The sequence below is a fragment of the Pseudomonas sp. H1_A03 genome, assembly GCF_054685145.1.
On record NZ_CP162829.1, the window covers coordinates 4,972,277 to 4,995,842 of the forward strand.

The window sequence follows — 23,566 nt, forward strand, 5'->3', positions numbered from 1 at the left end:
CTAGCATTGACGGACCCCACTTTTTGCAACTACATTTAGTTACACGCAGGGAACGCCGTGTCCAAAAATGAAAAGCTGCTCGCCAAACTGCTCAACGAGCACATGGCATTTACCTGGCCCGAACTCGTCACGCTGCTGCGTCGGCTCGGCTACACACAGATTGAAGGGGCTGGAAGCCGCGTCAAATTCGACATCGGTGACCCCAGTGCAATGATCACCTTGCACAAGCCTCACCCTGGTAACGAACTGAAACACTACATTCGGCGCCAGATCATCGAGCAATTGAAATCAGGAGAACTGATTCAGTGAACAACCAACTGAAACACAAAGGCTACATCGGCTCTATTGAAGCCAGCCTCGAAGACAACTGCCTGTTCGGCAAGATTCTGTTCATCAAGGCGTTGGTGAGCTACGAAGGCAAAACCGTCGCCGAGTTGGACGCCGCATTTCGTGAGGCAGTGGACGACTATCTCACCACCTGCCAGACCCTTGGGCATACACCGGAGAAGCCTTGCAAAGGCTCCTTTAATGTCCGGGTCGGCCATGACCTGCACTTGGCGGCGGCCCTGGCGGCGACTCGCAAGAAAGTGACGCTCAATGACCTGACACGCCAGGCACTGAATGAATTTTTACAGCATCACAGTGCAGATACTTGCCCGGCGCTTGGCTGATTACCCCAATCGCCGAGACCCCAACACCGCGGAACCCAGCACCACCGCCCCCGCCACCAATGCGACCCAGAACCCGCTGGTGGCGCCAAAGTGGTCGATCATCCAACCGGAACTGGCGGCGCCGATGGCCACGCCAATGCTGAGGCCGGTGATCAGCCAGGTCATGCCTTCGGTCAGGCGACTGACGGGCACGATCTGCTCTACCAGGGCCATGGCCACGATCAGGGTCGGAGCGAAGAACAGCCCGGAAATAAAGATCGCCACCGCAAGCCCAGGAATGTTGGTCACCAGCAGCAATGGCAAGGTGGTCAACGCCGTAGCCACGCCACAGAACAGGAACTGCCGGGGCAACGGCGCCTTGAGTTTAAGGGTGCCAAACGCCAGCCCTGCCAGGCACGAGCCAATGGCGTATACCGACAGCACAATGCTCGCCGCCGCCGGCTGGCCCTGATGCTGGGCAAAGGCGACGCTGACCACATCCACCACGCCAACGATCACGCCCATGGCCAGCAGCAGGACCATTAGGATCAACACGGAGGGTGAAGCGATCAGCCAACGGCCGTGATGGTCCTGATGCTCATGCACAGGGGGTTCTGTCTCGCGTTGCAACACAAAGGTCGTGACGCCCACCGCCAACAACAGCGCCGCCACCAACGGACCCGCTTCCGGGAACAGCACCACGCTCAGGCCCACCGAAATCGGCGGGCCGACGATGAAGCACACCTCATCCAGCACCGACTCCAGGGCAAAGGCGGTTTGCAGCTTGGGCTGGCCGCGGTACAACTCGGTCCACCGCGCCCGCACCATGGCCGACATGTTTGGCATGCACCCGGCCAAGGCGGCAAACAGGAACAGCATCCAGTTCGGCGCCTGCAAGCGGGTGCACAGCAGCAACAACAGCAGCGCCCCGCCGCCGATCAGCGCGGCAATCGGCAGTACTCGCCCTTGGCTATGGCGGTCCACCAGCCTGGACACCTGCGGCGCGCAAAATGCCGTGGCCAAGGCAAATACCGCCGCCACCGAGCCCGCCAGACCATACCCGCCATGCACCTGCGAGAGCATGGTGATCAAGCCAATGCCTGTCATCGATATCGGCATGCGCGCCAGCATACCCGCCAGCACAAAAGCTCGGGCGCCAGGGACCTGGAACAACTCGGCGTAAGGGTTTGCCATCCTGCTTGACCTCTTCCTGATTGCCCTGGAACTTGCTATCTGCAAGGCTCAAGGCAAAATACATACGGTGCGTATGTGTCAAATCATGCGTAACATACGCAGCGTATGTCAATCTTTCACTTGCCCATTGTGAGTCCTACCATGAGCCGAGCCCGTGCTGAAATGATCGAAGACACCCGCGCCCGGCTGATCGCCAGCGCGCGCCAGGCCTTCGCCTTGCAAGGTTATGCCAACACTTCGATGGATGATTTCACCGCCCGTGCTGGCCTGACCCGCGGTGCGTTGTACCACCACTTTGGTGACAAAAAAGGGCTCTTGGCTGCGGTAGTTGCCCAACTCGACAGCGAGATGGACGCCAGCTTGCAGCGCATTTCGGATGAGGCCGCAGACCCCTGGAGTGGTTTTTGCGAACGCTGCCGCGCCTACTTGCGCATGGCTCAGGAGAATGAAATACAGCGCATTGTGTTGCAGGATGCGCCGGCCGTATTGGGTGATACCGGCTCTCAGCAACAGTGTGTTGAATCATTGCGCCAACTGCTGGAGGCCCTGATGCAGGCCGGTCTCATCCACCAGGCCCCGAGCGTCGCGCTGGCGCAATTGATCAATGGCAGCCTGGTCAACACCGCCCTATGGATCGCCCGCGATGAACACCCCGGCGAGCGACTGGAGCAGGGCTTGCAGGGCCTGGAGCTGTTGCTGCGAGGCCTGTACCTCACACCAGCCGCTTGATCTGCTTATGCCGCCAGACCAACCGGTAATACGCGGCCTGCAATGCCAGCATTGCCAGGTAAGTCACCGGAAACGCCATCCACACCCCTTCCAGGCCGAAGTGGGCATTGAACAGGTAAGCAATCGGCAACTCGACGCAGAGCACGCAGAAGATCGAGATCGCGACCGGCATCAGCACCACGCCACTGGCGCGCATGATCCCGCCGATCACAGCTTGGAAGCCGAATACTAGGATGCTCCACAACATGATGTGCAGCAGGTGTTCGGCGTTGATCCGTGCCGCGTCGTCGGTGATGAACAGGCCGAGTAACCAGTGGGACAGCACATAACCCAGCACAATCAGGCCGCCGGTGAGGCAGGTGTTGATCAACAAGCCCGTGCGCAGGATCGGCCCAATGCGTTCCAGGCGCCCGGCGCCAATGGCCTGCGCACCGAGGATTGATGCGGTGATGGCAATCGACAGTGCCGGAAACTGCACATAGTTGACGATTTGCGTCACCGCGCCATACGCCGCGGTGGCCTGGGAGCCATGACCGTTAACCAGGGCGAGAATGACCAATTCTGACAGCGACAGCACCACCATCTGTAAGCCGGTAGGCAGGCCTATGCGCAGGACCTTTCCTAAAATCACGCGGTCCAGGCGTAAGGCCGCGAGCAGTTCGCGATCCGGCGCCATCACATGGTTTTTATGGCGCAGCCGCAAGATCAAAAACAGCATTGCCAGGGCGTTGCCTACCAGTCCGGCATATACCGCGCTCTGGATACCCATGGGCGGCAAGCCGATCCAGCCGCGAATCAGCGCCGGGGTCAGCAGCAGGCCGACCAGGGTCGAGACCATCAGTGCCAGCAGCGGCGAGATCGTATCGCTGACGCCACGCAGCAATTGGGTGTAGAGAATGAACACCAGCAGCAACGGCATGATCAGCATCATTTTCTGGGCATAACCGACCGCATCGTCGAGCACATCAATCGGCGTGCCCAACGCCTGCAAGGCCGAGCGCGCAAACAGGCTGCCCAGCACTGCGGCGATCATACCTACCAGCGCCCCCAGGGTCAGGGTGGCGCCGGTAATCGCCTTGACCATCCCTGTTTCCTGGGCGCCCCAGGCCTGGCCGATCAACACCGAGGCACCCGCCCCCAGGCCAATCACCAGGGCGATAAAGAAAAACACGATGGGAAACATCCCCGACACCGCTGCCAGCGCCTGGGTGCCGAGCATTTGACCGACGTAGATGCCATTGAGGGTGCCGGAAAAGCTTTGCAGGAAGTTGGACAGCACCATCGGTGCCAGAAAGATCAGGTAGATCTGCCAGAGCGGGCGTTGCAAGGGGCTTTGCATGAAAAACGGGGCCTCGGATAACTAAAGCGTCCGAAGGTTATACCGTAAGTGGATCCCATCAGTTAAGGGACGGGATTCTGAACATGGCCTTTGTAGTGGCCGGGCGTGCCCTAATGCAGTCAGTTAAGAAGTCGGAAGAGCGGCAAAACTCCCCCGCCACAGGTACATCTTCGCCCTTGACTGACTGGCATTAGGGCACGCCCGCTCACTACAAAAATACCGTCGTCTCAAACCCCGTGCTTTTTTGTGGCCGCCGTGGGGCAGTTGCTCACTCTGGCTCAGGCCGGCGCGTGCCCGTTATTGAGTATGTAGTCGATGTTAGCCATATCGAAACGATTGTCCTCGTAGCCCACCCCGCCCTGGCTGTTAGTCCCAATATCCAGCTCGCGCAACAGTCCGGGACGCTTGAGCAGCTCAGCCGCAAGTTGCTGTGCTTCGGGGCTGAACATTCGATTCGACGGAATAACTCCAGCAGCCTCCTTCAACTCATTGACGTTAATGTAGTCGTCGTTTGTGCCAGCGGTGAACTGCCTGAAGTTATCCTTTATGCCCTGAATCAGGTCGTGGTTATCCATATTCCGGTACTTGTCCGACGAGTAGGCCAGGTTATCCCTGGAGAACGCCCCATCAAGAACGCCCGTGCCGCTTTGATCAAGTTCCTTGAACACCTCACCGCGCTCAAGCAGCTCATTGGCCAACGCCATCTCGGCTCTCGTGGCGGGCCGACCATCCAAGTGATAACCGCTGGCAACCGCAGTGAGTGATTTGTCGGTGATCAAACCCGGGGAGTTTGGATCTTCAAATGAACTGAAACGCGCCAGTATCTTGTTGAGAAGATCTTGCTTGCTGTCGTTCGCATAAGGACGCTGCCCCGACGCTGACATCGAGCCATCCCATTGGTTTTCATTAGCGTAGTGCGGTGCAGACATGATTGGCTGTTGCCAATCAGCCTGAGGTGCATATTGGTTTTCGAGGCGCTGGCGCTGCATGGCGCCGCTGTACCGCCCTGGAAATTCCCGCATGGGAGGTGCTTCTTGCTGATCGATGTGAGCAACGGTCCGGTCCACGTCGCCCTTGCTGATTAACCCATCTGATGAACCGCCATGGTTGATTCCGTCAAGCATGGCGTTCAATTCAGGCCGTTGGAGAATCTCCCTTGCCAAAAACGTCATCTGATCATGAAACGGATTTCCGGTCAGTGGGCGGTTAGCCGCGTTCTGAAGGGATTTCTGCGTCACAAACCCGCTGTCAGCACTCTGGAAGTAATCGAAGTTTCTAGCGAAGTCCCGCGCAACCACTGAGTTGGGTGCACGCCAACCAGCATTATCAGAGGTAGCCTTGGGTTGCTCGCAGCGAGGGCTGAAATCACCGCAATAAGGTGTTTCCTGACGAAGATTTACATAGGACATAGCAAGACCTCAGATACTGGAATCGATAACTGCCAACCCCAACCGACTGGGCGCTGGATCAACATTCCATCTGTGGTCATGAGCGGAAAAACAGTTCCCGCGGACGGCTGGGAGCGATTTTCACCGGTAGGAAGCATGACTGTTCGCTGACCCACCGCTATCCCAGGCACGCCAGCGCCCACGGTGGATCTTAGTCGTTTGGGGAACGATCACGCGGGGGTGATAGGCAGCGAGCGTTTGTGTGCTGTCTTGCTGTACGCCCCCTCGACAATCGACCTCACGTGCTCACTCACCGGTTCGCCCATCAGGTAGGCATCGATCTCTGCATACGTGCAGCCGTAGGCGTGTTCATCCAGTTTGCCCGGCGCCAGCTCTTCGAGATCGGCGGTGGGATGTTTATGCACCAGGTTGTCCGGCGCGCCGAGGGCGCTGGCCAGTAAGCGCACTTGGGTTTTGGTCAGGCCCGACAGCGGTGCCAGATCACAAGCACCGTCGCCGAATTTGGTGAAAAAACCCATCAGTGCTTCGGCGCCGTGGTCGGTGCCGACCACCAGGCCGTTGTGCAGATTGGCCACAGCGTACTGGGCAATCATCCGTGTGCGCGCCTTGACGTTGCCTTTGATGAAGTCAACTTGGCTGGCGTTGGCTTCGGTAGCGGTCAGGCTGGCCATCAGGCCGTCGACACTGGCGGCGATGTTCAGCGTTTCGGTGTGGTCCGGGGTGATGAAATCCAGGGAGGCCTGGGCGTCGCTTTCGTCTGCCTGAGTTTTATAGGGCAGGCGCATGGCGACAAAGCGTGAGGCGTAGCCCTCGGCCCGCAACTGCTCGACTGCCAGTTGGCACAGGCGGCCGGCGGTGAGGGAATCGACGCCGCCACTGATGCCCAGCACCAGGGCCTTGCAGCCGGAGCTGCGCAAGGTGGTCTTGATGAAGTCGATGCGCCGTTGAATTTCCTTGGCTTCACCGCCCTTGACCAGTTGCCGATTGATATTCAGTTCCTGCGCGATACGATTTTGCATGTCACACCTCCACGCTGCCGACATTGAACACCTTTGCCGCGTACTGCAAAAACGAGGGGTCTTCGCAGACATTCTTGATCGGGTCATCCGAGAACTTCACCACCGGCTCACCGTGCACCCGCACCAGTTTCATCACGATGCTCAGCGGTTCGACGCCTTCCACATCGCAGGCCAGGCTGGTGCCCATGCCGAAACCGAACTTGGCCTTGCCGCGCACGTGGCGCAATATCGGCAAGCATTTTTCGAAGTTCAGGCCATCGGAAAACATCAGGTCCTTGGTCATCGGGTCGATGCCCAGTTGCTTGTAGCGGGCCAGGACTTTGTCGGCCCAGACGATGGGGTCGCCGGAGTCCTGGCGCAGCCCGTCATACAGTTTGGCGAAGTACAGGTCAAAATCCTTGAGGAAAAAGTCGGTGCTGATGGTGTCGGTCAAGGCAATACCCAAGCGGCCGCGGTATTCACGCACCCAGTTTTCCAGGCCGGCGTTCTGGCTTTCGCGCAGCCGGCCCAGTTGCTGGTGCACCATCATCCACTGGTGGGCCATGGTGCCGATCAGCGGCAGGTCGAATTCGTAGGCCAGGTGCGCGTTGCTGGTGCCGACGAACTGGCCGGGGAAGTCGCGGCGCATGATGTCGACCACTTCGCGCTGAGCCTTGAACGACAGGCGCCGGCGGGTGGAAAAATCGGAGACGCGCAAGTCGGCCAGTTCGTCGCGGCTGAGGTTTTTCTCCAGCCAGTCGAACTTCTGGTAGAGCTTACGGGTGATGTCTTCCAGGGTCACGTCGGGGTATTTATCGCGGTTGCGCAGCTCGCTGACCAGCGCCAGTACCGGTTGCTCGAACATGATGCAATGCAGCATCGGGCCGACCACACGGATGTTGAGTTGGCCGTCGACCTCACTGACGTGGATATAACGCAGGTTGAAGCGGAACAGGCCGAGAAAGCGCTCGTAATCCGGCGTGAGGTACTCACGAAAACGCGGGTTGAACAAGAAGCGCAGCTCGCCCTCACGCATCTGCAGGCCGGCGAGCTTCTCCAGCTCGTCGCGCAGTTGCGGGATCAAGTGGCCGAGCTTTTCCTTGGACCGGACGATGAAGTTGTATTCCACATCGACATTGGGGTGCTGGTGCAACACCGCCTGCATCATGGTGAAGGTGTAGTAGTCGGTGTCGAGCAAACCCTGGATCACCGGGGATTCGTAGTCGTATGCACTTTCCATGGTGTGTCTCCTTAACGCGCGGCCATCGCGGCCAGTTCTTCGCGGGTGCTGCTGATGACGGCACCGGCTTTGAGCAACGCATTGACGGCCTGTACGCCGCCCTCCTCGGTAATACCCCGGCACGCCGGCAGGTGCAGGACCACTTCCAGGCCGGCCTTGAGCAGTTGCAACGCGGTGGTCTTGACGCAGTAGTCCAAGGCCAGGCCGCCGACGATCACACGCCTGACGCCTCTGGCGTTCAGGTACTCGATCACGCCGGTGGACAGCTTGTCGTGCAGGTCGTGGTAGCAGGCGCCGTAGGGGTGCAGGTCGGGTTCGACGCCTTTCCAGATGAAGTAATCGTAGTCATACGGGGTGGGCAGCTCGTCGAGCAAGGTAAAGCCTTCGGTGCCGGGAACGCAGTGGCTCACCCACGTCACATCGGCATGGGCCAGGCCGGTGGGCCGCAGCATCTCGCTGTGCTGGGTGACCACCCAGGGCGCGTGCGGGGTGTGGGCGTCCTTGCTGCCGACACGGTGGCCGGCGAGGCTCGCCATGAAGTTGAGCTCGGCACCGATCTGGTCACCGCCGGCCACCGGTAACTCATCGGGGCACAGCGGCGTGAAGCTCTTCTGGGCGTCGACGTCGAATGAAGCAATGGCAGTTTTCGCGAGGGTCATGGCAGCTCTCCTGTGGCCTGGAAACAAAAGTACACGTCATGTACTTTCATTGCAAGAAACATTTAGTTATCTATCTTTACGCCAGTACATGACATATCTGTTCGATTCGTTAGACTGTGCCCCACCGCTGTTTAGAAGGACGTCACATGACACTGAGCGCCTACCTCCATACCGTCGACCTGTGTGTGCTGTTTTACTGCCGCACCTCCGGCCAATTGAAGCTGTTGCTGAACAAGCGCGAAGCCGAACCGTTCGCTGGGCATTGGGCATTACCCGGCGTGGTGGTGAATGGCGGCGTGCAAGATCTGAGCCTCCAGGATGCGGTGGAGCGTTTGCGTGCAAGCGACAAGGTCGGCCTGGACCTGGCCTGGAGCGAGCAAGTGGGCACGGTGGGGGATGCGTTTCGTGATCCGCGGTGCTGGTCGTCGTCCACGTACTACCTGGCGATTGTCGCGGATGAAGTGACGCTGGGTGAGCACCAGGGCTGGTTTTCGTTGGGCGCGGTGGCCGATGGCAGCATCAAGTTGCCGTTCGATCACAACAACATCGTGGCCGCCGTGCAGGAACGCTTGTTCTCCAAGTCGCTGTACAGCAGCTTGCCGTTGATGTTCTTGGGCGATGAATTCAGCGCGCCCGAAGCGACCACGATCTTTTCCCTGGTGCTCGCACGGCCGGTGTTGAAGACCAGTATTCGCCAGCGTTTGTTGAAGCTGACTGAGGCAGGGTATTTATGCGAGACGGGCCGCAAGAAGAATGGTGAAGGCGGCCGGCCCCAGGCGACGCTGAAGAATCTGAAGCCTGGGGAGGTTTACTTCTTTGATCGCAGTTTTGCCGAGTAGCACCTCTTTCGAGAACAATGAGATTCCAAGGTGGGAGCTGGCTTGCCTGCGATGACGGTCTGTCAGCTATAACCTTATTGCCTGACCCATCGCTATCGCAGGCAAGCCAGCTCCCACATTGGATCTCCTTTTGTCTGAACAGGCTTTAGTTCATCCAGTTGCCGCCATCCACGTTGTACGTTTGCGCCACAACATAGTCAGCGTCTTTGGAAGCCAGGAAAACCGCCATTCCCGTCAAATCCTCCGCCGTGCCCATCCGCCCAAACGGCACCTCATCCCCTACCCGCTTCTTTTTCTCGCCTGGCGCCAGCCCTTCATGCTTGGCGAAGAGCGCATCCACCCCGTCCCAATGCTCACCCTCCACCACACCCGGTGCAATGGCGTTGACGTTGATCCCTTGCTTGATCAGGTTCAACCCTGCCGATTGCGTCAGGCTGATCACCGCGGCCTTGGTCGCGCAGTAGATCGCCACCAGTGGCTCGCCCCGGCGCCCGGCCTGGCTGGCCATGTTGACGATCTTGCCGCCGTGGCCCTGGCTGATCATCTGCCGCGCGGCGGCCTGCAGAGTGAAGAGTGTGCCGGCGACGTTGATCGAGAACAGCCGTTCGAAGCTCTCGCGGGTGATGTCGACGATGGGCGCCAAATCGAACAGCGCGGCGTTGTTGACCAGAATATCCAGCTTGCCGGCCTCGGCCACCACGGCGGCAATTGCATCATCGATGGAGGCTTGGTCGGTGACATCCATCTCTACCGCGTAAGCCTGTGGGCCCAACTCGGCAGCCGTGACCTGGGCTTGTTGCAGGTTGATGTCGGCGATGGCGACCTTAGCACCTTCAGCGATGTAGGCCTGGGCAAACGCACGGCCGATTCCGCGCGCCGATCCGGTGATCAGCGCGCTTTTACCTTCGAGACGTTTCATGAAAATGTCCTGTAGAAATTACTTCGGATAGCCGGCGCGTTTCATCTCGCGCTCGGTAGTGGACTGCGCTTGGTGCAAGGCCTGGTCAACCGACATACCGCCGGTCAGCGCCGCCGAGAACAACTTGCCGACCGATGTGCCGATGGCCTGGAACTCGGGAATAGTCACGTACTGGATGCCCACATAAGGCACCGGTTTTGCCGACGGATGCGCGGGGTCAGCGTGTTTCATCATTTCCAAAGTTACTTGGGCAAACGGTGCGGCTTTCAAATACGCCTCGCTGTAGGTGGACTGGCGGGTGCCTGGCGGTACGTTGGTGATGCCTTCTTTGTCAGCGACCAGTTGGATGTAGTCCCTGGAGGTGGCCCACGTGATAAAGGCCTTTGCGGCGTCCTTGTGCGTTGAGGTAGCCGGGATGGCCAGGGACCAGGCGTAGAGCCACGAGGAACCTTTATCCGTGACTTCGGTAGGTGCGGCAGCGAAACCTACGCTGTCGGCGACCTTGCTTTGAGTTTTATCGGTGGTGAAGGAACCGGCCACGCTGGCATCGACCCAGATCGCACATTTGCCACTGTTGAACAGCGCCAGGGTCTCGTTGAAGCCGTTGCTGGAGACGCCCGGCGGGCCGTATTGCTTGAGGGTGTTGACGTAGAAGTTGGCGGCCGCTGTCCACTCGGGGCTGGTCAGCTCGGGCTTCCATTGCTCGTCGAACCAGCGTGCGCCAAAGGCGTTGGCCATGGTGCTCAGCAAGGCGATGTTCTCGCCCCAGCCAGCCTTGCCACGCAGGCACATGCCGTACTGGCCTTTGTCCTTGGCGGTGAGCTTGGCGGCGAACTCGCCGAGCTGGGTCCAGGTCGGGTGCGTGGGCATGCTCAGGCCGGCTTGCTGGAACAGGTCGGTGCGGTAGTAGGTCACCGTGCTTTCGCCGTAGAACGGCAAGGCGTAGAGGGTGTTGTTGACCGACAGGCCCTGGCGCACCGAGGGGAAGATATCATCGGCGTCGTAGTCGGCCGGCAGTTGGGTCAGCGGTTCCAGCCAGTGCTTGGCGCCCCACAATGGAGTTTCGTAGGTGCCGATGGTGAGCACGTCGAACTGCCCGCCCTGGGTGGCGATATCGGTGGTGAGGCGCTGGCGCAGCACATTTTCCTCCAGCACGACCCAGTTGAGCTTGATATCCGGATGCTGTGCTTCGAACACCTTGGACAGGCGCTGCATGCGGATCATGTCGCTGTTGTTGACCGTAGCGATGGTGACGGTGTCGACGGCATAGCTGGGGATGGCCAGCGCCAGGCCTGACAGCAGGAACAACGCTTGCGGGAGCTTGAACATAGCGGTTTCTACCTGTTGTTTTTGTTGTTGAGGGCCAATTACAGCAGCTCGTCCAAGCCCTCCACAAACGCGTGACGAATGCTTGACTGGTACTTTTTTAACCTTGGGCTCGACGTTAAAAAAGTATCAGTGCCAAGCGAAACCGGGGGTAGCGCTCCCACGACCGAGGCGCGTATTTTGGATCGATCCAAGAATCACAAGAAGCCTCCCATGCCTGCCAGCCGCGCCAAGCTGTTCGAGCACCGCCCCGCCGAGCTGGAAGTGATCCTGCCCGAACCGGACCACTGCTTCCGTTGGTTCGAACACGACTACCCCTATGATTTGGCGCGCTGGAACCACCACCCCGAATTTGAAATCCACCTGATCCGCCAAGGCAGCGGCAAACTGGTCGCCGGCGACTACATCGGTGCGTTCAGTGCCGGGCACGTCGCCTTGATCGGCCCCGACCTGCCCCACGACTGGATCGGCGAACTGGCCCCGGGTGAGTACCTGGCCGGTCGCGATGTGGTTTTGCAATTCGACGGCGCCGCCCTCCTCGCCCTGCGCAAGACCCTGCCTGAACTCGGCGACTTGCAGCCGTTGTTCGAGCACGCCCGACGCGGCCTCGAATTCACGGGCGAGACGGCGCTGCAGGCCGCGCGTTTAATGGAAGACATCGGGCGCGCCCATGGCCTGCAACGGTTGATCCTATTCCTGCAACTGCTGGACTGCCTGAAAAACGCCCCGACACCGCAGGTCAAGGCCCTGGCAAGCCCCTGCTACGCGCCGACCCTGGACGCCCGCAGCGCCGAACGCATCAACAAGGCATTCGACTATTTGATGCGCGAGCTCACCGGCGATGTGCGCCTTTCGGTGATCGCGCAGCAGCTGGAAATGAGCGAACCGGGCTTCTCGCGCTTCTTCAAGCGCAACACCGGCCATGGTTTTATCGACTTGATGCGTAAATTCCGCGTGCAGCGCGCCTGCCGGTTGTTGCTGCAAAGCGATATGTCGGTGGCGGACATCTGCTTTGAAGTGGGCTACGCCAACCTGTCGAACTTCAACCGGCACTTTCGTATCGAGATGGACCAGACGCCGAGTGACTATCGAAGGGAAACCGCGATGCATTTGTTTAACCGAATCGAAAAAATGACACCCCGTCAATTCTGACCAAAAGGTTGACTAATCCCTGTTTTTTTCAGGCTGATCAATTGATTGAGCAAAGTTGGTACAGCCTGTGCAAACGTTTGCGGAACGAACTTGCCAGCCAAGTTCTTCCTCACCCGAGGAATCGGGTTCAAACCGCGTACGAATAGGGATTTTCAATGCAACCCACCTCAAGGCGTCCTGCTCCCTTTGGTGTTTCCTTGCTACTGGCCGCCGTTACGGGAGTACTCAGCGTGCCCATTTTGGCGCAGGAAAAACCCGTGGATGACTCAGCACAGGGCGAAACCCTAAGCCCAAAAACCAAGAGCCCTGAAGCCAGCCCGGCAAAAAATAGCCCGTACCTGTCGGACTGGTTCAACCAGGACCTGACATTGATCGGCAGCAAAGACATCAGCTTCGGCCCCAAGCCACAGGATGATGTCTACCTGGAATACGAGTATTTCGGCCGCAAAGGGCCATTCGAGCTGTACGGATACATCGATGTGCCGAAGATCCTCACCATCGGTAACAGCAATGACAAGGGCGTGTGGGACCACGGCTCGCCGGTATTCATGGAGCACGAGCCGCGTATTTCCATCGACTACCTGGCAGGCCGCAGCCTGGCCATCGGGCCGTTCAAGGAATGGTATGTGGCGTTTGACTGGATCTACGACCACGGCAGCCGTAAGGAAAACCGCGCCAACACGCTGTACAGCGGCCTGGGCACTGACATCGACACCCACTCGCGGGTGAACCTGTCGGCCAACTTCTACGGGCGTTACCAGTGGGAGAACTACGGCGCCAGCAATGAATACTCGTGGGACGGTTACCGCGCGCAAATGAAGTACATCGTGCCCATCAGCAAGTTCGACAACGGCGCCTCACTGACCTATATCGGCTTCACCAACTACGATTTCGGCTCAGACCTGCACAAGGACAATCCGGCGCGCACCGCCAATTCCCTGGTGGCCACCAACGTGCTGCAGTACTCGTTCACCCACCTGCGTTTCACCCTGGTTGGCCGTTACTTTCATAACGGCGGCAACTGGGAAGACGGCAGTGAGTTGAATTTCGGCGAGGGCAACTTCCGCGCCCGTTCCGATGGCTGGGGCTATTACGCCGGCGTCGGCTACCAATTCTGATAAAGGAGCATTAGATGAATACGCTGACTCGATTTTCAATCGCCGCGGGCCTGGCCATACTGCCTCACGTGGCAATGGCTGACACGCCGACGCCGATCAAACCCAAAGTGATGCTGATCACCATGTTCGCCCCCGAGGCACAAACCTGGATCGATCGCCTGGAACTCAAGCAAGAAGTGCGCGTACCGGGGCTGTCCGCCGAATACCCGGTGATCCGCTGCAACACCCAGGATGTGTGCCTGCTGGTGACCGGCATGGGTCAGACCAATGCCGCCGCGTCCACGCTGGCCCTGGCCTTGTCTCCCAAGTTCGACTTGCGCCAGAGCTATTTCCTGATCGCCGGGATCGCCGGCATCAGCCCCAAGCATGGCACCATCGGCACCACCGCCTGGGCACACTACCTGGTGGAGTTCGGCACTCAGTGGGAGCTGGATTCGCGGGACGCACCCAAGGATTGGCCGACCGGCTACATTGGCATCAACACCAAGGGGCCCAACGAGAAACCACCGCTGGACTACAAGACCGAAGTGTTCGAGCTGAACCCCAAGTTGCAGGCCAAGGCGTTTGCCTTGTCGCACACGGTTGAACTGACTGAAAGCAAAGCGTCCAGCGCCTGGCGCAAACACTACCCTGCCGCCCCGGCCAACCAGCCACCACAGGTCACCCGCTGCGACACCTTGGCGGGTAATACGTGGTTTTCCGGCACGCGCCTGAGCGAACGTGCGGAAGTCTGGACCAAGTTGCTGACGGACAACAAAGGTGAGTACTGCACTACCCAGCAGGAAGACAACTCCACCTATGAAGCGCTGTTGCGTGCAAGCCGTGAGGGGTTGGTGGATATCCAGCGCTTGGCGGTGGTGCGTGCAGGTTCAGACTTCGACCGCCCCTATCCTGGCTACAGCGAAGTGGACAACCTGCTGAAATACGCGGATCAGGGTGGGTTCGTGCCAGCGCTGGAGAACCTGTATCGCACGGGCAACCCGCTGGTACAGGCAATCCTCAAGAACTGGTCAGCCTGGGAAAAAGGTGTTCCCGAAGCCTAGTAAAGATCAAACCGTGTCAGGGCAGGAAGATGATTTTGTCCGCACTGCCTTGGTTCACGTCCTCGTAGCACTGCAACCCATCAGCCAGCGCCACTTCACGCAGGCCGGTGGGCAGCGGCAGCAAGCCTTCATCAAAAAAGCGCCCGAACTGCCTCAGCATCACCGCGCACTGCTCGCAGTTGTAGAGCAACGAATTGATCCCCACCACCGAGCCGCCCTTGCGGTACAGGGCCAGGGCCGGCAGTTGTACATGGCCATCCACCGGTGCCGCGATGATCGCGATGCGACCGAACGGCGCCAGGCCTGCCACGGCTGGCGGTAGCCAGAAACCGGTGGTGTCGAAGATCACATCGGCGCCGCCCTTGAACACCGCATTGACCTGCGCACCCAATGCCTCCGGTTGACCCAAGGCAATCGCCTCAACGCCCTGCATCTGCAACACGTGGACTTGCTCCGGCCGACGCACAGCGGCCAGCACCTGGGCGCCACGAACTTTCGCCAGGGCCAGGGTCGCGCTGCCCACGGCGCCATTGGCGCCGATGACCAGCAAGCGTGTGCCCTTGGTCACACCACTGCGCTCCAGGGCGTCCCAGGCGGTGGTATACGGCACGCCAAGGCTGGCAGCCTGGGCGAAGCTCAAATGGCCAGGCTTTTGCGCCACGCCCTTGGCCGACACGGTGAGGTATTGAGCGTGGGAACCGTCAGCAAAAAAACCGAGGTCGCGACCAGTGCCCCAGACTTCCTGGCCGAGCAGTTCCTGCGGGCCTTGCACCACAACACCGGCGAAATCACGGCCGGGAATGCGCGGCAGCGTGGTGTAGGGGAAGCGACCAAGCACATTTTTGACGTCACTGGGGTTGAGGCCGGCGGCCTTGATCTGTACCAACACTTCATTGGCAGCCGGCACCGGGGTGGCGACGTCGACGAAGCTGAGGGCGGCGAGGTCGCCGGTGGCGGAAAATTGCAGTGCTTTCATAGCCGATATCCATCGAAGTGAAAAAAACAGATCAAGACAACCAAGCGCCCACCAGCTGTCGGCCCATGGGCCAGAGTTTTTCGCCGAGCAGCATGCCCATCAGGCCGACCAGGGCAATGGCCGGCGGCGCAGGCGAGCGGAAATCCAGGGCGCCATAGATCACGCCGACAAACAGGCCGATGGCGAGAGAAATCAGGTAGTTCATGGGGACGGTGCCTTATGAGTGGATGCGCTCAGTGTAGAGAGCACATTCCTGAAGCATCGGCCAAGTGCTTCAGGCTTTCGGCCAAATCTTCAACCGACGTACTGCGAGGGTGCCACGCCAAGTTCACGCCGGAACATATCGCTGAAACTGCTGGGCGAATAGCCGAGGGAGCGTGCGATAGCACTGACTGGCTGACCCTGGATCAATTCCGCCACCGCCGTAGCCAACTGCACCTGACGCCGCCATTCGGCGAAGCCCATACCCAAGTGGTTCTGGAATAGGCGTGACAAGGTGCGCACGCTGGCTCCGGCCGTTTGCGCATGCTGCTCGAAAGAAATCTCCAGGGAGGGCGCGGCCATAACCGCCTGGCAGGCGTTGATCAGCCGACGGTCTGCCTCCACCGGCATGGCGATGCGGATCTGCGAGCGTCGCGCCCGTTGCAGCTCCAGCAAGGCCAGGTTGACCACGGCGTCGTAATACGCCGCATCGCCGCTATCGCCCTCCTCCACCAGCGTGACGATCAACTCACGCAGCAACCCACCGACCTCGATCACCTGCACCTGACTGTCCAGCGTGGCCGCTAGCGCCGGTCGCAGGTAGATATTGCGCATCTGCAAATCCGAGACCACGCGAATCCCATGCTCCACCCCCGGTGGCAGCCATACCGCACGCTGCGGCGGCACGACCAAGGCTTCGCGCGGCGTCTCGACCCACATCACGCCGCTCATGGCGTAAAGCAATTGGCCCCAATCGTGGCTATGGGGTTCAACATACAACCCACGCGGATAGGTGCGCGCCAGGGGCTGCACGGGAACGGCGTGATCACTGAGGTCGGGCGGCGCGGCCAGGGCCATGGGGGGCACATCTATCAAGGGTGAGCCACCATGGTAATGACCACCGCTCGACAATCCGAATGAATTTTTGCGGCCAGTAGAGATCACTTGGTTATACACGGAGGGTTAATGGGCCAATGAATAATGCAAAATTGTTTGTGATCGACTACATCCTGCACGGTGAACCCAAGTCCTTCATCATCCGCCTGGAAAAGCTCGATACCCTGGAGGCCTGGCACTGGGCGAGTTGTGACGCGGGCATTGGGCGTATCGGCCGTTTCGCGCGCGAGCACGTCAAGAAGACCAGCCAGGAGCAGGCCGAGAAGTACGGCATCACTAATGTGCAATGGCGCCGCTCGGACGCGCGCGCCCAGGCTTGATCAAGGAGCGATAACCATGGTTTTACCTGTACCGGTTCGTGGCAAAGCACGCATTGACTACACCCAGGACACGCTATTCGGGCCGATGGCCAAGCATGTCGAGTGCCAAGTGAGCCTACAGCGCCAACCCGGCCGGATGGTGCTGAAGATATTCCAGCCGTTGCCGGATGACTTGCACTCGGCGCAGACGGTGGTTTTTGCGTTGGAGGGGCGACGCACGAGCGGTGTAGTCAAAGGCAGGCAGCGCCTGTCCGATCATAGCCTCAGGCTTGAACTGGAAACCCAGTAGCCGCAACAAAGCAGACCAATGTGGGAGCGGGCTTGCTCGCGAAGGCTGTGTCAGTCAGCAAATTTGTTGGCTGACACACCACCTTCGCGAGCAAGCCCGCTCCCACAGTTTCGACCGAGTTCAGCCATGGGTTGATTTGGCGCACTCACAGCCCGTAGCAGCCGCACACGGTTCACCATGCGCATGGTGCTCGGCACATCCCTGGCAGCAATAGCCCTTACCGTCTTTCATTACCGCGTCAACGCCCAATACGCACTTGCAGTGCGGGCAGGCACAGGTCTTATCTGGCATGGTCAGACTCCTTTTTCATGGTCGTCGCGGTGTGGCGACTGCCAGCACCTAAAGCAGTGACTGCCAGCCGCCAGCGATGGTTCAAACCATCAGTCGGTGCGGGTATTGCTGCGGTACATGAACACCAGGGCCAGAGCCAGACACGCCATCGCGACAATCCGGCTGCCCGATAACTCGATGGCCGGGTTGCCCAGCCAGCCGAAGTTATCGATGAGCATACCCATGCCCAATTGCCCAACGATCACCGCCACCGTCGCGACGGCCGTTCCGACGATGGGCACCGCGCCGACCATCACCATCATGTACACCACGCCGAACAACGCGCCGGTCAATTGCCATTTCGGCACGTCCAGCAAGCTCACGGCCTGGGCCGGTTCGAAGAAGAAAATCAACAGCGCGGTCGTCAGGGCACCCACCGCGAAGGTTAGCAAGCTACTGCGCAATACGCCGACCGCCTGGCCCAGACGCCCGTTGATGGCAGCCTGCACACTCAACACCGCTCCGGCGGCAATCACCAGCACCAATAACACAATCAGGTTCATCGTCTTACCCTCGCGCAATCAGAACAAGTGCCGCCACAATCAACGCCAGCGCTATCCAGCGCTCGCCATTGACGCGTTTGCGCGCGGTGCCGAACCAGCCGAAATGGTCGATCAGCACACTCTTGCCCACTTGCCCGGACAGAATCGCGATCATGGTCATGGCGATACCAATGTGCGGCGTAGCCAAGGTGAGTACGACGACGTACATAGGCCCCAGGAAGCCTCCAATCAACTGCCAGCGTGGCAAGTCGGTCAGCGCCGGCCCCTTTTGCGGGCCACTGAACAGCAGCAGCAAAAACAGAATCGCCGAACCCACGCCAAAGATGCTCAACGTTGCCCACAAATGCCCCACCTGCACACCCAGTGGACCGAGCAAACCTGCCTCTACCGACAGGCCCATGCCCGCCAGGATCACCAGGGGCAACAACAGCAACCGTAGAACGTTTTTTTCGGCGTGGCCTGCGCCACACCCTCGATAGAACTTGCCTGCATACATCACCTGCGCTTCAAAAGGGAAACATGGCGCGCATTATCCAGTGGCCGTCCTGTGCGATAAATGGGAGTATGCCAACAACACCTTTGCGTACAGCGCACAGCCTGGAGGCAGGATGCACGGTTTGAATGAACTGAGTTTCAAGGCGCTGCGCCTCTTCGTCGCGGTACTGGACCTCGGCAGCTTTTCCGAAGTGGCGCGGCGTGAGGGCCTGGCGCCTTCGTCTATTTCCCGGCAAATACAGCTGATGGAACAGGCGTTGGGGCAACAGTTGCTGTACCGCCACACCCGGGCGGTCAGCCCTACCGAAGCCGGGCGCCTGCTCGGGCGGCATGCACGCCTGGTGCTGGAGCAGTTGGAAGCTGCAAGCCAAGCCCTGCAAGAGCAGGAAAGCGAACCCAGCGGCCTGGTGCGCATCAATGCACCCATGGTATTCGGCCAGCGTCACCTGTCACCGTGGCTGGGCGAGTTATGCCGGCGCTATCCGAAACTGCAACTGGATATCCAGCAAACCGATACGTTCGTCGACCCGCTGCAAGACGGCACTGACCTGCTGTTCCGCATTGGTGTGCTCAACGACTCCAGCATGCAGGCGCGCATCTTCGCGCCCCAACGCTTTCGCATCGCCGCAAGCCCGGCCTACCTGGCCAGGCACGGGACTCCCCAACATCCCGACGAACTGATCAACCACCAGTGCCTGGCCTACAAGGGCATCACCGGACAACAACGCTGGTTCTTCCGCAGAGGCCAAGGCGACTGGACGCCTTATAGCGTCAAGGGCCCGATCACTGGCAACCACGCCGACACCCTGAGCCACGCTGCCGAGCAAGGCCTCGGGCTGGTGGTGTTTCCTTCCTGGTTGATCGGCGAAGGCCTGCGTGCCGGCACCTTGCAGACGGTGCTCACGGAATACGAAGTGGCTACCACCTTGGAACCGCAGCAGATCGCGGCACTGTGGCCAGGGAGCCGGCGCATGTCACTGAAGGTGCGCACAGTGATTGATTACTTCGTGGAGTGTTTTGGGGTCGTGCCATATTGGGATCGGTGAGCGATACAGCGCGTGAGGAGCGTGCCTACGCAGGAAGTTTTCTTACTGGAAAAAGTAGGTCCGTTCTGATTTTTCGGGCCAGCATTTCTCTGCTAGACGCGCTGCGGCAGACTTCGCTGACATCTTTTTGGAGACCTGCCATGGACGTCATTTACAACAAAAAATCGCGCTCTGAGCGAGTCGCTTCAGCCAGCGGTCGCGCTGTCTCTGATAGCGCACCTAGTTTTGGCTATATGTGGCCAAAATATGGGGATAACCACATGATTATTGTTCCTTTGGGCGAAGCGAAAAACAATCTGTCAAAACTGGTTGATCAGGCCGCTGCTGGCAAAGTCATCACGATTGCCAAGCATGGGCGTGCGATGGCCCAGCTTGTCCCCGTGGGCAAAGCCAAAGGCCGGAGAATTGGGGCCATGAAAGGCAAATTCGTCATACCCGAAGACTTCGACGCACCGTTACCTGACGATCTACTGGATGCTTTCGAAGGCAACCCAGCGTGAGAGTGCTGCTCGATACCCATATCCTGCTTTGGACACTGACTGATGATCCCAAGCTATCGAGCAAAGCCAAAAAGCTGATTGAGGATGCTGCAGATATTTACATCAGCGCTGCAACATTCTGGGAGATGGCAATCAAGGTCGGGTTAGGGAAACTCACTGTCGATCTGGAGGAAATCCGTTGGTACTGCCTGGAAAGCGGGTTCGTCGAACTGCCCATCACTTCAGAACATACCATTGCGGTGAAGGATCTCGAGCACCATCACAAGGACCCCTTTGATCGGCTCATCGTTGCGACGGCCGTGAGCGAACCGATGAAGTTATTGACGGCCGCCCCCCAGATCGCCCAGTACACGCCGTTGGCGATCCTGGTGTAGAGATTCGCAATGGCTGCACAGCGCCAATCAAAACACCCACTGCGCAATCAACCACGCATTCGCCCCACTGATCACCGCAAACAGGAACCACGCCAGCAACCGTGTCGGCAGCCGATTCACGAACGGCCCCATCAGTTGCTTATCGCCGGTCATGCGAATCAGCGGATACAGCGCAAACGGCAGTTGCAGGCTGAGTACCACCTGGCTGAGGATCAAGAGCTTGCCGATGGCATCGTCGCCCATCAGCCATACCCCGAGAAACGCCGGGATCAGCGCCAGCCCACGAGTGATAAGGCGCCGCTGCCAGCAAGGAATGCGCAAGTTGAGGTAGCCCTCCATGATCACCTGCCCGGCAATGGTACCGGTAAACGTAGAGCTTTGACCGGAAGCCAGCAGGGCCACACCAAACAGGATGCTGGCAAAAGCGCCACCGACCAGCGGGTCAAGCAGGTGGTAGGCGTCCTGGATCTCGACTACGTCGGTGTGGCCGGTCTTGTGGAAGGCGGCAGCGGCGAGTACCAGGATCGCAGCGTTGACCAGCAGGGCCAGGGCCAACGAACCGATGGTGTCGATGCGCGCCAGCTTGACCGCGTCCTGTTTGCTGGCGAGGTCCTTGCCGATCATGCGGGTTTGCACGATGGAGCTATGCAGGTAAAGGTTATGCGGCATCACCGTGGCACCGAGAATACCAATCGCCAGGTACAACGGCGCGGCATCGCTGATGGCCGACAGTGAAGGCGCAAAACCACTGAACACGTCCGGCCAGTAAGGCTTGATCAGTACCAGTTCAATAAAGAAACACACGCCAATGGTCGCCACCAACGCCAGCATGATCGCTTCCAGGCGGCGGAAACCCCGGTTTTGCAGCGCCAGGATCAACAATGTGTCAAAAGCGGTAATCACAATGCCGGTGGTCAGCGACACGCCAAGCAGCAGGTGAAACGCCAAGGCGCAGCCCAGCACTTCGGCAAGGTCGGTGGCGATGATGGAGATTTCTGCCAACACCCACTGGGTGCGGGCGGATCGCTTGCTATAGCGTTCACGGCACAGTTGCGCGAGGTCCTTGCCGGTGGCGATGCCCAAGCGCGAGCACAGGCATTGCACCGCCATCCCAGCCAGGCTGGCCAGCAGCACGACGAATAGCAGGCTGTAACCGTAACGCGAGCCGGCCTCGATGGCCGTGGCCCAGTTGCCTGGGTCCATGTAGCCGATAGAGATCAGCAGGCCTGGCCCGGCGAACATCAACACGCGCTTGAAGAACGAAGCCTTGGGATCAACGGCGACGGAGCCGGCCACTTCCGGCGGGCAAAACGGGGCGGTAGCGATTTTTGGCAGGCTGAATTTCACGCGGTATCCCAGGCAAACACACTCGATAGAGACGCAGCTTATCAGTCAGACGCAACCGTGCGCATCACCGTCTCCCGCGGCAGATCGAACGCTTCGACAACTTGCACCACCAGGTCCATCTCCTGGCTCATCGCTTCGCGCTCCATGCGCTGGCGGATCAACCCAATCACCAGTACTGCCAGGGTGGTGATCGAATACGCAGGGCCGGAAAACGCGCGTACACCGCTCACCAGCAGCATCGCCGCTGCCACAGCCTGACCCACCACCGGAATCGCTGTGGCGGCACCACGGCGCAGGATAAACCCGGTCAGCCCGGCCAACGCCGTACCACTCAACGCAGTGGTGGCCGATCGGCCAACATCGAAACGGCTGAACAGCCCCTGCTCCTTTTGCGCGGCCGCCTTGAGCTCCGCATCGAACACCTGCCGGTCAGCGTTACTGAGTTTGTCTTTGTATTGTTCGATGAGCTTTTCCGCAACCTGGGCTTCCAGGTCTGCCAATTCGACGGTATCGAGAGGTTCGTCAAACTTGATCCCCAACCGTTGCACCACATCTTCGGCGATCTGGCGGTAACTCACGCCATGGCCGCGGGCCAGGTTCATAAAAGTATCACCGCCCATGCGTTGCAACTCGATGGCCAATTTGAGTGGCTCGCGCACGCTGGCGTCGATTGAAGCGCTGCGCTTTTGCGCCATTAACTCAGCAAGGAACTTCAATTCTTCCGGCCGTGCCTGCACCAGCGCCGGGAACAGTTCCGCGTCCTCTTCGGCAAAACGTACCTCAGTGCTGCGTTGATCGGAACGGATCATGCCGCGTCGCTCGTGCAACAGGTCGGTGTACTGCACCACCGTCCGCAACTGCGGCCAATAGGCGGCGTGGTCGAACGTCGCCAGGTGCACATTGGTAACCTTGGCCTTGAGCGCTGGCGTGACCGGGATCGCATAGCGGCCGATGCAACGTTCGGTATCCGGTTTCATCGCCAGGGCCCAGTCTTTGCTGGAATGGCAGTTGATCACACGCCCCTTGAGCGGTGCCGAGACTTCATCCCACGGGCTCGACGTACAGATCGCGCCGCCCATCAACAACAGGTTGTCCAATGGCAGTTCGCGGGCAGTTTCAGGGCTGGCCAACAGGCTCTTGACCAGAATGCGCGCACCCAGGGAATGGCCGATCAGGTTGATACGCCGTACTTCAAGGGACTCACCGTGCAAGTAGCTGGCGAGTTCCGGTAACAGGCTCCTGGCGACTTCGTCCACCCGGGACTCGACGCTTTTGTAGTGATCGAGGAAATAAGCAATCGCCTTGCCCACCCCCACAGTCGCCGCGCCCAGGTTGCCGCCGCTGAGCATCGCGCCCAGTACATCCTTGAAGGGAGCGAACAAGTTTTCCAGAAAATGCCCCGCCGGCCAGAACAGCATCAGGTTGGTCGAGCCTTCGATGCCCGCCAACTGCGCCTTGAAGCTGCCCAATTGTTGCCGGTTGAAGAACGCCGAATAACCGTGAACGTAGAGATTGAGCACATCGCCCTGAGGCTCGCCACACAGTACGAACGTGGGTTTGCGGGTGCGGTGCATTTCATCCCACTGGTGCTGCATGGGGCGGTGACTCCTGGTGAAAAGGGACGGCGATAGTAACAAAGGGTGAGGCTCAATGCCGTACCGCTGGGGGAAAAG

27 protein-coding genes and 1 pseudogene are annotated in these 23,566 nt (G+C 59.5%); 12 read left to right on the forward strand and 16 right to left on the reverse strand.

What is annotated here, in order from left to right; genetic code table 11:
- Nucleotides 1-57: 57 nt before the first annotated feature.
- Complete coding sequence (locus tag AB4O35_RS22950) at nt 58-309, forward strand: type II toxin-antitoxin system HicA family toxin (protein WP_038846635.1); 252 nt, start codon at nt 58-60, stop codon at nt 307-309.
- Entirely contained in the window at nt 306-671 is a 366-nt protein-coding gene (locus tag AB4O35_RS22955; RefSeq protein ID WP_065876155.1) for a type II toxin-antitoxin system HicB family antitoxin, read from the forward strand. Before AB4O35_RS22950 ends, AB4O35_RS22955 begins: the two co-directional genes overlap by 4 nt.
- Here the strand turns inward: AB4O35_RS22955 and AB4O35_RS22960 are convergent, their stop codons facing one another.
- Nucleotides 672-1,844, reverse strand: coding sequence for an MFS transporter (locus AB4O35_RS22960; RefSeq protein ID WP_065876156.1), 1,173 nt, complete (start codon nt 1,842-1,844; stop codon nt 672-674).
- A gap of 141 nt (nt 1,845-1,985) precedes the next feature.
- Between AB4O35_RS22960 and AB4O35_RS22965 the strand changes: the two genes are divergently transcribed.
- Nucleotides 1,986-2,573, forward strand: a complete 588-nt coding sequence (locus tag AB4O35_RS22965) for a TetR/AcrR family transcriptional regulator (protein ID WP_065876157.1) — start codon at nt 1,986-1,988, stop codon at nt 2,571-2,573.
- On the opposite strand, the gene AB4O35_RS22970 is transcribed toward AB4O35_RS22965, so the two are convergent.
- The 5 genes from AB4O35_RS22970 to AB4O35_RS22990 all read right to left on the reverse strand — a co-directional run bounded on the left by AB4O35_RS22970 (nt 2,557) and on the right by AB4O35_RS22990 (nt 8,218).
- A complete protein-coding gene (locus AB4O35_RS22970; RefSeq protein ID WP_065876158.1) occupies nt 2,557-3,912 on the reverse strand; it encodes an MATE family efflux transporter in 1,356 nt (451 codons plus the stop codon). The two genes, AB4O35_RS22965 and AB4O35_RS22970, sit on opposite strands and share 17 nt — an antisense overlap.
- Nucleotides 3,913-4,190: 278 nt before the next feature.
- Nucleotides 4,191-5,321 (reverse strand): hypothetical protein, encoded by a 1,131-nt coding sequence (locus AB4O35_RS22975; protein WP_175403071.1) that lies wholly within the window; start codon nt 5,319-5,321, stop codon nt 4,191-4,193.
- Between the two features lie 209 nt (nt 5,322-5,530).
- Complete coding sequence (gene nadE, locus AB4O35_RS22980; RefSeq protein ID WP_065876159.1) at nt 5,531-6,340, reverse strand: ammonia-dependent NAD(+) synthetase; 810 nt, start codon at nt 6,338-6,340, stop codon at nt 5,531-5,533.
- Between the two features lies 1 nt (nt 6,341).
- Nucleotides 6,342-7,559: a nicotinate phosphoribosyltransferase gene (pncB, locus tag AB4O35_RS22985; protein ID WP_065881362.1), complete on the reverse strand. Its 1,218-nt coding sequence runs from the start codon at nt 7,557-7,559 to the stop codon at nt 6,342-6,344.
- A gap of 11 nt (nt 7,560-7,570) precedes the next feature.
- On the reverse strand, nt 7,571-8,218 hold the full coding sequence (locus tag AB4O35_RS22990; RefSeq protein WP_065876161.1) for a nicotinamidase: 648 nt from the start codon (nt 8,216-8,218) through the stop codon (nt 7,571-7,573).
- A gap of 146 nt (nt 8,219-8,364) precedes the next feature.
- Here AB4O35_RS22990 and AB4O35_RS22995 point away from each other — a divergent pair, with 146 nt between their 5' ends.
- Complete coding sequence (locus AB4O35_RS22995) at nt 8,365-9,057, forward strand: NUDIX hydrolase (protein ID WP_065876162.1); 693 nt, start codon at nt 8,365-8,367, stop codon at nt 9,055-9,057.
- Nucleotides 9,058-9,202: 145 nt separating this feature from the next.
- Here the strand turns inward: AB4O35_RS22995 and AB4O35_RS23000 are convergent, their stop codons facing one another.
- Nucleotides 9,203-9,976: an L-iditol 2-dehydrogenase gene (locus AB4O35_RS23000; protein ID WP_065876163.1), complete on the reverse strand. Its 774-nt coding sequence runs from the start codon at nt 9,974-9,976 to the stop codon at nt 9,203-9,205.
- Nucleotides 9,977-9,994: 18 nt separating this feature from the next.
- A complete protein-coding gene (locus AB4O35_RS23005; RefSeq protein ID WP_065876164.1) occupies nt 9,995-11,305 on the reverse strand; it encodes an ABC transporter substrate-binding protein in 1,311 nt (436 codons plus the stop codon).
- A gap of 210 nt (nt 11,306-11,515) precedes the next feature.
- Here AB4O35_RS23005 and AB4O35_RS23010 point away from each other — a divergent pair, with 210 nt between their 5' ends.
- The 3 genes from AB4O35_RS23010 (at nt 11,516) to AB4O35_RS23020 (ending at nt 14,615) form a co-directional block, all read left to right on the forward strand.
- Nucleotides 11,516-12,454: an AraC family transcriptional regulator gene (locus AB4O35_RS23010; RefSeq protein ID WP_065876165.1), complete on the forward strand. Its 939-nt coding sequence runs from the start codon at nt 11,516-11,518 to the stop codon at nt 12,452-12,454.
- A 155-nt stretch (nt 12,455-12,609) separates the two neighbouring features.
- Nucleotides 12,610-13,572, forward strand: coding sequence for a nucleoside-specific channel-forming protein Tsx (locus AB4O35_RS23015; RefSeq protein WP_065946362.1), 963 nt, complete (start codon nt 12,610-12,612; stop codon nt 13,570-13,572).
- A gap of 14 nt (nt 13,573-13,586) precedes the next feature.
- On the forward strand, nt 13,587-14,615 hold the full coding sequence (locus AB4O35_RS23020; RefSeq protein WP_065876167.1) for a purine-nucleoside phosphorylase: 1,029 nt from the start codon (nt 13,587-13,589) through the stop codon (nt 14,613-14,615).
- A 16-nt stretch (nt 14,616-14,631) separates the two neighbouring features.
- Here AB4O35_RS23020 and AB4O35_RS23025 read toward each other — a convergent pair whose 3' ends face one another.
- The 3 genes from AB4O35_RS23025 to AB4O35_RS23035 all read right to left on the reverse strand — a co-directional run bounded on the left by AB4O35_RS23025 (nt 14,632) and on the right by AB4O35_RS23035 (nt 16,650).
- Nucleotides 14,632-15,591: a quinone oxidoreductase family protein gene (locus AB4O35_RS23025; RefSeq protein WP_065881369.1), complete on the reverse strand. Its 960-nt coding sequence runs from the start codon at nt 15,589-15,591 to the stop codon at nt 14,632-14,634.
- Nucleotides 15,592-15,622: 31 nt separating this feature from the next.
- Nucleotides 15,623-15,796, reverse strand: a complete 174-nt coding sequence (locus AB4O35_RS23030; RefSeq protein ID WP_082224325.1) for a DUF1427 family protein — start codon at nt 15,794-15,796, stop codon at nt 15,623-15,625.
- An 89-nt stretch (nt 15,797-15,885) separates the two neighbouring features.
- Nucleotides 15,886-16,650, reverse strand: coding sequence for an AraC family transcriptional regulator (locus AB4O35_RS23035; RefSeq protein ID WP_065876169.1), 765 nt, complete (start codon nt 16,648-16,650; stop codon nt 15,886-15,888).
- 116 nt (nt 16,651-16,766) lie between these two features.
- Between AB4O35_RS23035 and AB4O35_RS23040 the strand changes: the two genes are divergently transcribed.
- On the forward strand, nt 16,767-17,009 hold the full coding sequence (locus AB4O35_RS23040) for a DUF6555 family protein (RefSeq protein ID WP_049708769.1): 243 nt from the start codon (nt 16,767-16,769) through the stop codon (nt 17,007-17,009).
- A 16-nt stretch (nt 17,010-17,025) separates the two neighbouring features.
- A complete protein-coding gene (locus tag AB4O35_RS23045; RefSeq protein WP_065876170.1) occupies nt 17,026-17,298 on the forward strand; it encodes a hypothetical protein in 273 nt (90 codons plus the stop codon).
- Between the two features lie 120 nt (nt 17,299-17,418).
- On the opposite strand, the gene AB4O35_RS23050 is transcribed toward AB4O35_RS23045, so the two are convergent.
- The 3 genes and pseudogenes from AB4O35_RS23050 to AB4O35_RS23060 form a co-directional block, all read right to left on the reverse strand.
- Entirely contained in the window at nt 17,419-17,589 is a 171-nt protein-coding gene (locus tag AB4O35_RS23050; RefSeq protein ID WP_082224326.1) for a metallothionein, read from the reverse strand.
- 89 nt (nt 17,590-17,678) lie between these two features.
- The gene (locus AB4O35_RS23055; RefSeq protein ID WP_065876171.1) at nt 17,679-18,131 is read right to left on the reverse strand and encodes a DMT family transporter; all 453 of its coding nucleotides are present in this window, start codon (nt 18,129-18,131) and stop codon (nt 17,679-17,681) included.
- 4 nt (nt 18,132-18,135) lie between these two features.
- A pseudogene (locus AB4O35_RS23060) lies at nt 18,136-18,623 on the reverse strand (DMT family transporter).
- A 116-nt stretch (nt 18,624-18,739) separates the two neighbouring features.
- Here AB4O35_RS23060 and AB4O35_RS23065 point away from each other — a divergent pair.
- The 3 genes from AB4O35_RS23065 (at nt 18,740) to AB4O35_RS23075 (ending at nt 20,546) form a co-directional block, all read left to right on the forward strand.
- The gene (locus AB4O35_RS23065) at nt 18,740-19,672 is read left to right on the forward strand and encodes a LysR family transcriptional regulator (RefSeq protein WP_065876173.1); all 933 of its coding nucleotides are present in this window, start codon (nt 18,740-18,742) and stop codon (nt 19,670-19,672) included.
- Nucleotides 19,673-19,812: 140 nt separating this feature from the next.
- Nucleotides 19,813-20,172 carry a type II toxin-antitoxin system Phd/YefM family antitoxin gene (locus AB4O35_RS23070; RefSeq protein ID WP_175403072.1) on the forward strand — a complete coding sequence of 120 codons (360 nt, stop codon included), beginning with the start codon at nt 19,813-19,815 and terminating at the stop codon, nt 20,170-20,172.
- The gene (locus tag AB4O35_RS23075; RefSeq protein ID WP_065876174.1) at nt 20,169-20,546 is read left to right on the forward strand and encodes a type II toxin-antitoxin system VapC family toxin; all 378 of its coding nucleotides are present in this window, start codon (nt 20,169-20,171) and stop codon (nt 20,544-20,546) included. The genes AB4O35_RS23070 and AB4O35_RS23075 overlap by 4 nt, the downstream gene beginning before the upstream one ends.
- 27 nt (nt 20,547-20,573) lie before the next feature.
- Here AB4O35_RS23075 and AB4O35_RS23080 read toward each other — a convergent pair whose 3' ends face one another.
- Together AB4O35_RS23080 and AB4O35_RS23085 are read right to left on the reverse strand one after the other, a co-directional pair.
- Complete coding sequence (locus tag AB4O35_RS23080; protein ID WP_065876175.1) at nt 20,574-21,893, reverse strand: Nramp family divalent metal transporter; 1,320 nt, start codon at nt 21,891-21,893, stop codon at nt 20,574-20,576.
- 41 nt (nt 21,894-21,934) lie between these two features.
- A complete protein-coding gene (locus AB4O35_RS23085) occupies nt 21,935-23,488 on the reverse strand; it encodes a DUF726 domain-containing protein (protein WP_065876176.1) in 1,554 nt (517 codons plus the stop codon).
- Between the last annotated feature and the right edge of the window lie 78 nt (nt 23,489-23,566).